At 71.5% G+C, this 13,803-nt stretch carries 9 protein-coding genes; 7 read left to right on the plus strand and 2 right to left on the minus strand.

Annotation, left to right across the window (positions count from 1 at the left end):
- Positions 1–30 precede the first annotated feature (30 nt).
- From ASG88_RS21030 to ASG88_RS21050, 5 genes are read left to right on the plus strand one after another with little or no spacing between them, the layout of a single operon-like run.
- Entirely contained in the window at positions 31–1,164 is a 1,134-nt protein-coding gene (locus tag ASG88_RS21030; RefSeq protein ID WP_235534947.1) for an acyl-CoA dehydrogenase family protein, read from the plus strand.
- On the plus strand, positions 1,161–1,646 hold the full coding sequence (locus tag ASG88_RS21035) for an SRPBCC family protein (protein WP_056889413.1): 486 nt from the start codon (positions 1,161–1,163) through the stop codon (positions 1,644–1,646). Before ASG88_RS21030 ends, ASG88_RS21035 begins: the two co-directional genes overlap by 4 nt.
- The gene (locus tag ASG88_RS21040) at positions 1,643–3,310 is read left to right on the plus strand and encodes an acyl-CoA carboxylase subunit beta (RefSeq protein ID WP_056889414.1); all 1,668 of its coding nucleotides are present in this window, start codon (positions 1,643–1,645) and stop codon (positions 3,308–3,310) included. The genes ASG88_RS21035 and ASG88_RS21040 overlap by 4 nt, the downstream gene beginning before the upstream one ends.
- On the plus strand, positions 3,307–5,292 hold the full coding sequence (locus ASG88_RS21045; RefSeq protein ID WP_056889415.1) for a biotin carboxylase N-terminal domain-containing protein: 1,986 nt from the start codon (positions 3,307–3,309) through the stop codon (positions 5,290–5,292). The genes ASG88_RS21040 and ASG88_RS21045 overlap by 4 nt, the downstream gene beginning before the upstream one ends.
- Complete coding sequence (locus ASG88_RS21050) at positions 5,289–6,464, plus strand: acyl-CoA dehydrogenase family protein (protein WP_200956537.1); 1,176 nt, start codon at positions 5,289–5,291, stop codon at positions 6,462–6,464. The genes ASG88_RS21045 and ASG88_RS21050 overlap by 4 nt, the downstream gene beginning before the upstream one ends.
- A 17-nt stretch (positions 6,465–6,481) precedes the next feature.
- Here ASG88_RS21050 and ASG88_RS21055 read toward each other — a convergent pair whose 3' ends face one another.
- Complete coding sequence (locus ASG88_RS21055; RefSeq protein WP_056889416.1) at positions 6,482–6,739, minus strand: hypothetical protein; 258 nt, start codon at positions 6,737–6,739, stop codon at positions 6,482–6,484.
- A 406-nt stretch (positions 6,740–7,145) separates the two neighbouring features.
- Here ASG88_RS21055 and ASG88_RS21060 point away from each other — a divergent pair, with 406 nt between their 5' ends.
- Together ASG88_RS21060 and ASG88_RS21065 are read left to right on the plus strand one after the other, a co-directional pair.
- Complete coding sequence (locus tag ASG88_RS21060) at positions 7,146–11,765, plus strand: S8 family serine peptidase (protein ID WP_157559872.1); 4,620 nt, start codon at positions 7,146–7,148, stop codon at positions 11,763–11,765.
- A gap of 89 nt (positions 11,766–11,854) precedes the next feature.
- Entirely contained in the window at positions 11,855–12,289 is a 435-nt protein-coding gene (locus ASG88_RS21065) for a hypothetical protein (RefSeq protein ID WP_157559873.1), read from the plus strand.
- A 27-nt stretch (positions 12,290–12,316) separates the two neighbouring features.
- On the opposite strand, the gene ASG88_RS21070 is transcribed toward ASG88_RS21065, so the two are convergent.
- Complete coding sequence (locus ASG88_RS21070; protein WP_056889419.1) at positions 12,317–13,717, minus strand: FAD-binding oxidoreductase; 1,401 nt, start codon at positions 13,715–13,717, stop codon at positions 12,317–12,319.
- Positions 13,718–13,803: the final 86 nt, after the last annotated feature.

A 13,803-nucleotide genomic window follows, 5' to 3' on the forward strand; every position in this document is an offset into this window, starting at 1 on the left:
CAACCAACGATGCACCGAGGACGGACTGCTGTGAGTGCTGAGAGAGATGCCCTGAGGGCGACCGCCGCGGAGTTCGTGCGCCGCGAGGTCGTGCCCCACCTCCAGGACTGGGAGGACGCCGGCGAGGTGCCGCGGGCCCTGCACGTCACGGCTGGCGAGCTCGGGCTGCTCGGCGTGGCCTTCCCCGAGGAGGTCGGCGGCTCGGGCGGCGACCTGGCCGACAGCGTGGCCATGCAGGAGGCGATGTTCGCCGCCGGTGCGTCCAGCGGGCTGATGGCGGCGCTCTTCACCGCCGGCATCGCGCTGCCTCACATCTCGGCGTCCCGCGACCCCGACCTCGTGGACCGCTACGTCCGGCCGACGCTGGCCGGTGAGCTCATCGGCTCGCTCGCGGTCACCGAGCCGGGCGGCGGCTCCGACGTCGCCGGCATCATGACGCGGGGTGTTGTCGACGGAGACGACCTCGTCATCAACGGCGCCAAGACCTTCATCACCAGCGGCGTACGCGCCGACTTCGTGACGACCGCGGTCCGCACCGGCGGCCCCGGCCACACCGGCATCTCGCTGGTCGTCGTCGACAAGGGCACGCCCGGCTTCACCGTCGACCGGGCGCTCAGCAAGATGGGCTGGCACTGCAGCGACACCGCCGAGCTGTCGTACGTCGACGTGCGGGTGCCGCTGTCCAACGTCGTCGGTGAGCTCGACTCAGGCTTCTACCAGATCGCCGAGCAGTTCGTCGTCGAGCGGATCGCGCTGGCGGTGCACGCCTACGGCATCGCCGCCCGCAGCCTCGAGCTGACGGCGGCGTACTGCAAGGAGCGGACCACCTTCGGCAAGCCGCTGATCGCCAACCAGGTCGTGCGGCACCGGCTGGTGGAGATGCACCGGCAGGTCGACGTCGCGCGCACCTACACGCACCACGTCGTCGGGCGGCACCTCGCCGGCGACAACGTGATCGCCGAGGCCGCGCTGGCCAAGCAGACGGCCGTCGAGTGCGCGACGCACGTCTGCCACGAAGCGGTGCAGCTGCACGGCGGCACCGGATACATGCACGGGTCCGAGGTGGAGCGGCACTACCGCGACGCCCGGATCCTGCCCATCGGAGGAGGAGCGACCGACGTGCTCACGGATCTTGCGGCCCGACTGCTGGGGTACTCGACATGAGGGGCCCCTTCAGCCCCCTCGGCGCCGAGGTCACCGTCTGGATGGACGCCCCGCCCGCGAAGGTCTGGGACCTCGTCAGCGACGTGACGCGGATCGGGGAGTTCAGCCCCGAGACCTTCGAGGCGAAGTGGACCCGCGGCTCGACCGGCCCCGAGGTCGGCGCCTTCTTCGCCGGTCACGTCAAGCGAAACGGCGTCGGCCCGACGTACTGGTCTCCGTGCCAGGTCACGGCCTGCGAGGCCGAGGAGGTCTTCGAGTTCTCCGTCGGGACGGACGCGGTGACGGTCAACAACTGGGGCTACCGCCTCGCGCCTCGCGACGGCGGGACCGACGTGACGGAGTACTTCCGGCTCCAGCCCACACTGCCGATGCGGCTCTACTGGCTGGTCCTCGGCCCGCTGCGCTCGCGCACCAACGTGGGCGGGATGCGCACCACGCTGGAGCGGATGAAGGCCGTCGTGGAGACGGAGGTCGAGGCATGACCGACGTGTCGATCGAGCGCCGTGAGGCCATGCTCGACAAGGTCGCCGACCTCGACGCCCAGCACGCCGTCGCCGTGGCCGGCGGTGGCGAGCGGTACGTCGAGCGCCACCACGCCCGGGGCAAGCTGCTGGCCCGCGAGCGCATCGAGCTCCTCGTCGACCCGGGCAGTGCGTTCCTCGAGCTCTCGCCACTGGCCGGCTGGGGGTCCGACTTCACCGTCGGCGCCTCGGTCGTCACCGGCATCGGGGTCATCGAGGGCGTCGAGTGCATGATCACCGCCAACGACCCGACCGTGAAGGGCGGCGCCAGCAACCCCTGGACCGTCCGCAAGATCTTCCGCGCCTCGCAGATCGCCGAGGAGAACGGGCTGCCGACCGTCGCGCTCGTCGAGTCCGGCGGCGCGGACCTGCCGACGCAGAAGGAGATCTTCATCCCCGGTGGCAAGCTCTTCCGCGACATCACCCGCTCGTCGGCGGCCAAGGTGCCCACGGTGGCGCTGGTCTTCGGCAACTCGACCGCGGGTGGGGCGTACGTGCCCGGGATGTCCGACTACACCGTGATGGTGCGCGAGCAGGCCAAGGTGTTCCTCGGCGGCCCGCCGCTGGTCAAGATGGCGACCGGCGAGGAGTCGGACGACGAGTCGCTCGGCGGCGCCGAGATGCACGCCCGCACCTCCGGCCTGGCCGACTACCTCGCCGAGGACGAGCACGACGCCATCCGGATCGGGCGGCGGATCGTGGCCCGGCTCAACTGGCGCAAGGCCGGAGTGTCCGGCGGTTTCGAGGCTCGCTCCGCTCGCACCTCAACCACCGATCCGTTGGTTGAGGTGCGAGGAGCGCCAGCGACGAGCCTCGAAACCAGGCCCTACGCCGAGCCCGAGGCCGACCCCGAAGGCCTGCTCGACCTCATCCCCACCGACCTCAAGGAGCCCTTCGACCCCCGCGAGGTCATCGCCCGGATCGCCGACGGCCGCAGCGAGGCCAACGGCGCGGTCTTCGACGAGTTCAAGCCGCTCTACGGCGCGAGCCTGGTCACCGGCTGGGCGCGGATCCACGGCCACCCGGTCGGCATCCTGGCCAACGCCCAGGGCGTGCTGTTCTCCGAGGAGGCGCAGAAGGCGACGCAGTTCATCCAGCTCGCCAACCAGGTCGACACGCCCCTGCTGTTCCTGCACAACACCACCGGTTACATGGTCGGCAAGGAGTACGAGCAGGGCGGCATCATCAAGCACGGCGCGCAGATGATCAACGCGGTCAGCAACAGCACGGTCCCGCACATCAGCGTCCTGATGGGCGCGTCGTACGGCGCCGGAAACTACGGCATGAACGGTCGCGCCTTCGACCCGCGCTTCCTCTTCACGTGGCCGAGCGCCAAGTCCGCGGTGATGGGCCCGGCGCAGCTCGCCGGCGTGCTCAGCATCGTCGCGCGCGCGGCCGCCGAGGCCAAGGGTCGCGACTACGACGAGGAGGGCGACGCCGGCATGCGCGCGATGGTGGAGCAGATGATCGAGGAGCAGAGCCTGCCCTACGCGCTCTCCGGGATGTTGTACGACGACGGCGTCATCGACCCGCGCGACACCCGCACCGTGCTGGGCATCTGCCTGTCGGTGATCGCCAACAGACCCGTCGTCGGCACCGACCGGTTCGGGGTGTTCCGGACATGATCACCAGACTCCTCGTCGCCAACCGTGGCGAGATCGCCCGCCGGGTCTTCGCCACCTGCCGCCGCCTCGGCATCGAGACGGTCGCCGTGCACTCCGACGCCGATGCGGGCCTGCCGTACGTCGCCGAGGCCGACGTCGCCGTCCGGCTCCCCGGCAACGCCCCCGCCGACACCTACCTACGGTCCGACCTGATCCTCGACGCGGCCCGGCGGACCGGCGCCGACTCGATCCATCCCGGCTACGGCTTCCTGTCCGAGAACGCCGACTTCGCCCGCGCCGTCGTCGCGGCCGGCCTGACCTGGGTCGGTCCGCCGCCCGAGACCATCGACGCGATGGGCTCGAAGGTCCGCGCCAAGGAGATCGCCCGCGCCGCCGGGGTGCCGACCCTGGAGGCGCCCGAGCACCCGACCGAGGCGGACCTGCCCCTGCTGGTCAAGGCGTCCGCGGGCGGCGGTGGCCGCGGGATGCGCGTCGTACGACGTCTCGAGGACCTCGCCACCGAGGTGGCCGCCGCGCAGGCCGAGGCGGCGTCCGCCTTCGGCGACGGCACCGTCTTCGTCGAGCCGTACGTCGAGCAGGGACGCCACGTCGAGGTGCAGGTGGTCTGTGACGAGCTCGAGGACGGCGAGACCGGCGTGCTCGTGCTCGGCTGCCGCGACTGCACCGTGCAGCGCCGGCACCAGAAGGTGGTCGAGGAGACCCCCGCCCCCGGGCTGCCGGTCATCACCCGCGCCGACATGGAGGAGGCCGCGAGCCGGCTCGCCCAGCAGATCGGCTACCGCGGTGCGGGCACCGTCGAGTTCCTCTACGACGCCGCCGCCGACCGGTTCTTCTTCCTCGAGATGAACACCCGGCTCCAGGTGGAGCACCCGGTGACCGAGCTCGTCTGGGGCGTCGACCTGGTCGAGCTGCAGGTGGCCGTCGCGGAGGGTCGCTCGCTCGGCGGGCAGCGCGGGCCGGGCGCCGGTCCCGACACCGTCTTCCAGGGCGCGGGGCACGCGGTCGAGGTCCGGCTCTACGCCGAGGACGCGACGTACACCCCGCAGAGCGGTCGCCTGCTGGCGCTGGAGGTCGGCCACGACGTGGCCTTCGGTCTCGGCGGCGACCGCGGCATCCGCCTCGACTCCGGCTTCGCGTCCGACGACGAGGTCGGGACGCACTACGACGCCATGCTGGCCAAGGTCGTCTCCTGGGCGCCCGACCGCGACCAGGCGTTGCGCCAGCTGGTGCGCGCCCTGCGCGGTGCGCGGATCCACGGCATCACCACCAACCGCGACCAGCTCGTCTCGATCCTCACCGACGAGGTCTTCACCACCGCCCGGATGACGACGACCTGGCTGGAGTCCCGGCCGACGGACGCCGTCGAGGTCGACCGGGCGACGGTGGTGGCAGGGGCCCTGATGCTGGCCGCCGACGACGCGGCGCGGCGTACGGTCCAGCAGGGCATCCCCGCGGCCTGGCGCAACGTCGTCAGCCAGCCGCAGCGCACCACCTTCGACGGGCACGACCCGGTCGAGTGGTGGGGGACCCGCGACGGGTTCGCGGTCGACGGGATGGTCGTGCTCGAGGTGTCACCCACCCACGTCCGGCTCGAGGTGGACGGCGTCGCCGTGCGGGCCGACGGACTGATCGCCCCCGGCGCGGCCGCCGGCACGCGGGAGGTCTGGGTGGACGGGCCCGGTGGTTCCGTCGGCCTGCGCGAGGTCCCGCGCTTCACCGACCCGGCCGACGCCGTGGCCAGCGGCAGCCTCCTCGCCCCGATGCCCGGCACGGTCGTCAAGGTCGCCGTCGCCGACGGCCAGGACGTCGGCGCGGGCGACGTCGTCCTCGTCCTCGAGGCCATGAAGATGCAGCACTCCGTCACCGCCCCGTCCGCGGGCACCGTCACCGTCAACGTCACCACCGGCCAGCAGGTCGCCGCGGGCGAGGTCCTCGCCGTCGTGGAACCACCCGTGGAATCCCCCGAAGGAGACAATGCATGAGCACGTCCACCGAGATCCCGTTCACCGAGTCCGAGGAGCGCCGCGAGCTGCGCACCCAGGTCGCCAAGCTGGCCGGCAAGTACGGCCGCGACTGGTTCACCGAGAAGGCCCGTGCCGGCGAGAAGACCACCGAGCTGTGGCTCGAGATCGGCAAGGCGGGCTACCTCGGCATCAACATCCCCGAGGAGTACGGCGGCGGGGGCGGCGGCATCGGCGACATCGCGGCCGTCTGCGAGGAGCTCGCCGCGCAGGGCTGCCCGCTCCTGCTCATGGTCGTCAGCCCGGCCATCTGCGGCACCATCATCACGCGTTACGGGACCGAGGAGCAGAAGCAGCGCTGGCTCCCCGGCATCTGCGACGGCACCGGCACGATGGCCTTCGCGATCACCGAGCCGGACGCCGGCACCAACTCGCACAACATCACCACCACTGCCCGCCGCGACGGCGACGGCTGGGTGCTCAACGGCCGCAAGATCTGGATCTCCGGCATCGACGAGGCCGACAACGTGCTGGTCGTCGCGCGCACCGAGGACGCCCGCACCGGCAAGCTCAAGCCCTGCCTCTTCGTCGTCCCGACCGACGCCGACGGGTTCGAGGCGCACCCGATCCCGATGGAGATCGTCTCCCCCGAGAAGCAGTTCCAGGTGTTCATCGACGACGTCCGGCTGCCCGCGGACGCGCTCGTCGGCGACGAGGACGGTGGACTGGTCCAGCTCTTCGCCGGCCTCAACCCCGAGCGCATCATGGCGGCGGCGTTCTCGACCGGGCTGGCGCGCTTCGCCCTCGGCAAGGCCGCGGCGTACGCCAAGGAGCGGGTGGTCTTCCAGGCACCGATCGGCTCCCACCAGGCGATCGCCCACCCGCTGGCGCAGTCGCACATCGAGATCGAGCTGGCCCGGCTGATGAATCAGAAGGCCGCGGCGCTCTACGACGCCGGCGACGACATGGGGGCCGGCGAGGCCGCCAACATGGCCAAGTACGCCGCCGCCGAGGCCGCCTGCGACGCCGCCGACCGCGCCGTGCAGACGCACGGGGGCAACGGGATCAGCCAGGAGTACGGCATGGCCGGCCTGCTCGTCGCTACGCGTGCCGGCCGGATCGCGCCGGTGAGCCGGGAGATGATCCTCAACTTCGTGGCGATGCACAGCCTGGGACTGCCGAAGTCGTACTGAGCGGACGTCGACGCGGGTCAGGTCCGGTCGCAGGTCTCGCTCCGGCCCCGGAACCACCCGCGACCCCTGTGCTCGACGACCACCAGGCCGACGAGCTCGTCGTCCGCGTCGTAGCCGCGGAACATCACCGTCTCGAAGCGCGTCGCGGTGCCCCGCTCCTGCGTCACGTCGACGGCCTCGTCCAGCGTGGTCCCGAGGGCTGCGTCGGGGCTGGCCTCGCCGGCGTACGACTCGTCGTAGAGCGGGCCGGCCGTCCCGACGACGCTCCCGGGCACGACTCGTCGCGACCGCCGGTCAGGGACAGTGCGACGGCGCCCGCGACCACGAGCGCCAGGACGACGAGCACCCACCTCACGCCGAGGACCCTAGGGCCGCGACGACAACTGGCGGCGGAAGACGCAGGGATTCCTGAGGAAGATGTCGTACGCCGCCAGCTGCACCGGCTGCACCTCGCGAGATGTCGTACGCCGCCAGTTGTGGCGCGGCCTACGGGGCCACCGAGGGGCCACCCCTGGGGCGGTGAACAGGTGAAGGAGCCGACGCATTCGGGTCACGATTCAAAACCCGCGAGGACTTTGACTGTCCTACCCGTTGACAGGAAGTCCTGCGGCAAATCTAATTCAGCGCAACTCATTCATTCCCGGGCCTGCTTTTGCGTGCCCGATCGAAATCGGAGAATTCGTGATCCGTAGAACGATCGCCACCGTGGCCGTCGCCGGCCTCGTGGCCACCGTGGCGCCGCCCGCGTGGTCGGCAGACCAAGACACACCCGAGCTCGAGGCGGCCACCGCCAGCCCGGGCAAGGCCCTCGACAAGGGGACCGTCCTCGAGCTCGGCACCAAGGCCGGCTCCGAGCTCTACATCGTCCAGCTCGAGGCGGCGGCCGTTCCGGCCCGCGCGGTCAAGAGCAGCGACCGGAGCCTGCAGAAGGCCGGCGGTGAGAGCGCCTACCGCGCCGAGCTCGTCGACGCCCAGGCCGACCTCAAGGCCTCGATCCGCGCGATCACGCGCACTCCGCTCGACGTCCGCTACACCTACACCGACGCCATCAACGGCATCGCGGTCGAGCTGACCCGTGCGCAGGCCCTCAAGGTCTCGCGCATCGAGGGCGTCTCCGCGGTCCAGGTGGACAAGAAGCGCGAGCTGACCACCGACGTCGGCCCCGAGTGGATCGGTGCCCCCAGCATCTGGGACGGCTCCGAGACCGCCGACGGCGTCGGCACCAAGGGCGAGGGCGTGCTCGTCGGCGTCCTCGACAGCGGCATCAACCCCGCCAACCCGTCCTTCGCCGACAGCGTGTCCGAGGCGGACGGCGGCGACGGCTACGACCACACCAACCCGTTCGGCTCCGGCAACTACGTCGGCATGTGCGACCCCGACAGCGACGTCTACGTCGTCAACTGGGGCTGCAACGACAAGCTGGTCGGCTACTGGAACTTCACCGATGACGGCAGCACCTACGACGACGACGGCCACGGCACCCACACGGCCAGCACGTCGGTCGGCAACCAGGTCGACGCGACGACGTACGCCGCCGAGGGCACCGAGTTCGAGTTCTCCACCACCGAGAAGATCAAGGGCGTCGCACCGCACGCCAACCTGATCGCGTACGACGTGTGCGACGGCGGCTGCTCGATCTCCGCGATCACCGCGGCCATCGACCAGTCGATCACCGACGGCGTCGACGTCATCAACTACTCCATCGGCAGCGCCGCGGCGTCGGCACCGTGGAGCGACCCGGACGCGGTCGGCTTCCTCAACGCGCGTGCCGCGGGCATCCACGTCGCCACCTCGGCCGGCAACGACGGTCCGGGCGCCGAGACCGTCGGCAGCCCCGCCGACGTCCCGTGGATCACCTCCGTGGGCGCCACCCAGCACAACCGCCAGTGGCAGGCCAAGGTCCAGGGCATCACCGCCGACGGTGGGGCGACCCTGCCCGACATCGCGGGCGTGGCCTTCGCCAAGGCGACCGACGGCTCCTACCCGATCGTGGACGCCACGGCGCTGGGCAGCCCCCAGTGCCTGGCCGAGGAGCTGGCCGGCGAGGACCTGAGCGGTCAGATCATCATCTGCACGCGCGGCAACACCGGTCGTGTCGAGAAGGGTGGCGTCGTCGCCGACCTCGGTGCCGAGGGCATGATCCTCGCCAACGACGAGGCCAGCGGCGACTCGCTGAACGCCGACCCGCACGAGCTGGCGGCCGTGCACATCACCTACGCCGCGGCCCAGTCGCTGCGGGCCTGGATGGGCACCGTGACCGGCGAGGAGGCCTCCCTCTCCGGCGGCCTGCGCCACATCGGTGACGACGTCGCCGACATCATGGCGGCCTTCTCGAGCCGCGGCGCCAACCGCGCCGTCTCGATGATCAGCCCCTCGCTCTCCGCCCCCGGCGTCGACATCCTCGCGGGTGAGGGCGTCGACAACGAGACCAAGTGGGGCTTCATCTCCGGCACGTCGATGGCGAGCCCGCACACCGCGGGTGCGCTGGCCCTGCTCAAGGGTGCCAACGACGGCTGGACCCCGGCCGAGGCGCAGTCCGCGCTGATGACCACCGCGGTCCGCGACATCGAGGACAACGACGGCACCGAGGCCGACTGGTTCGACATGGGCTCTGGCCGCGTCGACCTGACCAAGGCCTCCAAGGCCGGCCTCGTCCTCGACGTCACCCCCGCCGAGTACGTCGCCGCGGACCCCGCCAAGGGTGGCGACGTGCGCGACCTCAACACCGCGAGCATGGCCGACAACGAGTGCCTCGCGACCTGCTCGTGGACGCGCTCGCTCGAGGCGACCTCGACTGGTGCGGGCACCTGGACGGCCGCCGTGGAGAACCTCTCCGACGGCCTCACCCTGAGCCTCGACCAGGCCAGCTTCACCGTGGCCGCCGGCGAGTCCGCCGACGTCACGGTCACGGCCGATGTGGCCGGTGCCCCGACCGACGAGTGGCTGTTCGGCACCCTGGTGCTGACGCCGCCCGCCGGCTCGGAGGCCTCCGTGGCACACCTGCCGATCGCGGTCCTGCCGTCCAACGGCGTGCTGCCCTCGGCGGTCGACATCACGACCCGTCGTGACGCCGGCTCGCAGGTCACCGACGGCCTCAAGGCCGCCGACGTCTCGCAGCTCCAGATCAGCGCCTCGGGCCTGGTCCCCGAGAAGCGCACGGCGCTCTCCATCCCGGAGGACGGCACCAACACCGACGCCTTCAACGGTGACGGCGCCGTCGTCACCAACGTGGTGGTGCCCGCGGGCGCGACGCGCATGCTGGCCCGTCTCGAGAACCCGACCGCCCCCGACTTCGACCTGTACGTCGGGACCGGGGACGTCTCCGAGGCCAACGTGCTCTGCACGAGCGCCAGCGGTGGCTCGGCCGAGAAGTGCGAGATCGCCGACCCGACGGCCGGCACCTACTGGGTGCTGGTCCAGAACTGGGAGGCCAGCACGGCCGGTGGCACCGACACCACCGACCTGGTGACCGCCGTGGTCGCGGGCGACGAGGGCAACCTCAGCGCCCAGGGCCCGGCCGGCGCGATCGCGGCCGGTGAGCCGTTCTCGCTCCGCACCTTCTGGGACGAGTCCGACATGGAGGCCGGCCAGACCTGGCAGGGCTCCCTCTCGCTCGGCACCGGTCCCGGCAACGCCGGCAACATCGGCGTCATCCCGGTGACGGTCCACCGCGTCGCGGACGACGTGACCAAGACGGCGGACGTCGCGACCGCGGCCCCGGGTGACGTGGTCACCTACACCGTCACGGTCCAGCCCAACGTCACGCCGGAGGACCAGACCTACTCGATCACCGACACGCTCCCCGCGGGCATGACGTACGTCGAGGGGTCGGCCACCGGAGGCGCCACCGCGTCGGGCAACACCGTGTCCTGGAGCAGCACGCTCCCGACCACGGCCGGCGACGAGGGTTCCTACACCTTCACCACGGCGGCGACCGACGACACCTGCGTCACCCCCTTCGGTGACACGGAGTACGTCGACCTCGAGTCGCTGGGCATCAAGACGGTCGCGGCCGTCTCCGGTGACACGAAGACGTTCAACGCCTTCACCTCGTCGAGCTTCGGGTTCCTGGGCAACCAGTACCAGGGCCTGACGTTCACCGACGACGGGTTCCTCGTCTACGACGCCGCCACCAACTACGACGGTGAGCCGTGGGTCAACCAGACCCTGCCGGACCCGGCGGCGCCCAACAACGTCGCGGCCATGCTGTGGCAGGACATGGAGATCTTCTACGACCAGGCCGCCAACCACGGTGTGTCGATCGCCCAGGCGGGCGACCTCAAGGTCATCGAGTTCGACAACATCCGGCTCTGGGGTGACGTCGACGAGGAGGCGGGGTCCTACGACATGGAGGTCTTCGCGATCGCCGGGAGCAACGACCTGGTCTTCGCCTACGACAACGTGACCGGTCCGCTCGACAACGTCACCATCGGCACGGAGAACGCCGCCGGTGACGCCGCCGACACGCTGGTCAACGCCGGCGACGCCAGCGACGTCATCACCGACGGCGCCGTGGTCTGCGCGACGTACGAGGACCCGCTGGGCGACCCGGTGTCGTTCACCTACCAGGCGACCGTGGGCGAGGGTGTCCACAACCGCCAGGTGCTGACCAACACGGCCGACCACACGACCTCCAACGCCGGTGCCAAGCCGGCGGAGGCCTCCGCCAGCGTCACCGTCGGTGGCACCAAGGAGCGCTCGCAGACCGCGCTGGCGATCAACCCGACCACCGTCGCCTCCGGTGGGACCATGACCGCGAAGGCGACCGTCTTCACGGCGGGCGAGACCCCGGCGACCGGCACGGTCGAGTTCCTGGTCAACGGCGCGGTGGCCACGACGGCCCCGGTCGGTGCGACCGGTGTCGCCACGGCGACGCTGACCGGTCCGGCAGCCGCGGGCACCTACCCGGTGATCGCGCGCTACTCCGGTGACGCCGGCACGCTCGGCAGCACCTCGCCGCCGGTCAACGTGGTCGTCACGACCGCCGGCCAGCCGGCGGTCAAGGTGAAGTCCGACGTCGTCATCAAGACGCCCAAGCAGGTCAGGGTCGGCAAGGGCCGCGGCAAGGTCACCTTCGTGGTGACCGCCCCGAAGGTCACGCCGTCGGGCGAGGCGACCGTCGTGATCAAGGGCGCCGGCAAGAAGAAGAAGGTCACCGTCGACCTCGACGCCGCCGGCAAGGGCAAGGTCAAGCTGCCCAAGTATAAGAAGACCGGCAAGGTCACCGTCAGGGTCAACTACGCGGGCGACGCCGCCACGCTCCCGTCCAAGGAGAAGGCGAAGTTCCGCGTCGTGCGATGACGTGAGCACGTGATCACGAGCGGGGGGTCGGCCTGGTGGCCGGCCCCCCGTTCGCGTGTCCGACGCATACTGGCGACAGGAGGTACGCCGTGACGAGAGCACTGCCCTCGGCCGCCCGGGTCGTGGTGGTCGTCGCGGTCGCCGCGCTGGCGATCGGGTGCGGCGAGTCGTCGTCCGACCGTGGAGAGGGAGCGCCCGTGGAGACCCCGTCGAGCAGTCCGAGCGAGGGCGAGCCCACGAGCCCCGCGACCAGCCCGCCCACCACCCCCGCCGCGGGTCGGGTCGAGGTCGCGGTGGCCGACCTGGCCACCCGCCTCGGCATCGAGCCCGCCGCGGTGGAGGTCGTCTCCGTCGAGGAGGTCACCTGGCGGGACGGCAGCCTCGGCTGCGCCCAGCCCGGGATGGCCTACACCCAGGCCCTCGTCGCCGGCTCCCGGATCGTCCTGCGGGCCGACGGTGCGGAGCACGAGTACCACCAGGGTGGATCCAAGCCGCCCTTCCGGTGCGCGAAGCCGACCCAGTAGGCCACCGCCGCGGCCCTCGGACCGGGCTCAGGCGGGCGGGATGTTGGCGTTGCGGTCGAAGAAGTTGGTCGGGTCCCAGACCGTCTTGGCCGCTCGCAGCCGGTCCCACTGCGTCGGGCTGTAGGCCTCGCGCACCCGGGACTGCGCGTCGTCGGAGGTGAAGTTGACGTAGACGCCGCGGGAGTGGGGAGCGAGGGCGTCGAAGAAGCCCCGGACCCACGCGCGGTGCCGGTCCGACTCCCCGGCCTGCTCGGGCAGCCACGACGCCACGATGTTGATGTCGTGCGCGGCGTCGCGGTGCGGGAAGGCGGTGGCGTCCTCGGGCACCCGCGCCATCGCCCCGCCGAAGCAGAAGATCGGCACCGAGCTCATCGGTGAGGTGATGCTCCCCAGGTGGGTGCAGATGACGTCGATGACCTCCCCGGTGAGCGGGCCGAGCCGGTGCGACTTCCAGTAGTAGTGCCGCCCGTGCGGCACCGCGGCGTCGAGCATCTTCTGGTGGGCGGTGTAGGCCTTGGTGGTGATCGCGTCCGCGACCGGGGTGCCGAAGGCGCGCAGCGGCCGCAGGAAGCGCTCGCCGGCCTCGATGTCGCCCGACCACGTCACGACCAACGCGATGATCGGCGTGCCCTGCACCTCCGGTGGGAAGAGCGGCAGCGGCGGCGCGAGCCGCAGGTTGGCCATCAGCCCGAGCTCGTCGGGGGCGTCGGCCACGAAGTCGCGCATGAAGGCGAGCACGGCGTCCGCCTGGGCGGCCGGCCAGGCGACCAGCCCGGCCAGGACCTGCGGGCCGAGCGGCTGCAGGTCCATCGTCAGGCTGGTGACGACGCCGAAGTTGCCGCCTCCACCGCGCAGCGCCCAGAACAGGTCGGGGTTCTCCTCGGCGCTGGCCCGGACGAAGGTCCCGTCGGCGGTGACGACGTCGGCTCCGCGCACCGCGTCGACCGCCAGGCCGAGCCTGCGCATCAGGTGGCCGATCCCTCCGCCGAGGGTGAGCCCGACGGCCCCCGTGTGGCTCACGAAGCCCCCGGTCGCGGCCAGCCCGAAGGCCTGGGTCTCCCGGTCGAGGTGGGCGTTGAGGGCGCCGCCCTCGAGCTGGACGGTGCGCGCCACCGGGTCGACCCGCGCGCCGGTCATCCCGGACAGGTCGATGACCAGCCCGTCGTCGAGCACGGCGTGCCCCGCGACCGCGTGTCCTCCGCCGCGGACGGACGCCGGCAGGTCGTGGTCGCGGGCGTGCCGGACGGCGGCCATCACGTCCGCCACCCCCCGGCACCGGGCGATGGCGGCCGGGCGACGGTCGACCTCGCCGTTCCAGACGCGTCGCGCGGCGTCGTACTCGGGCGACTCCGGGACGACGACGTCGCCCGTCAGGGACGCGTCGAGCGCCTCGAAGGCACTGGTGTCGGGTGCGGTGATGGTGGTCATGGCGGGTTCCCCTCGGTCGTGGTCTGGTCCGTCCACAGTCCGGCCTGCCGTCGCCGACCCTCCAGTACTGATCCAGTACTGGTACA

It is taken from the genome of Nocardioides sp. Soil777 (assembly GCF_001428425.1).
In the GTDB taxonomy this organism is placed as follows: Bacteria; Actinomycetota; Actinomycetes; order Propionibacteriales; family Nocardioidaceae; genus Nocardioides; species Nocardioides terrigena.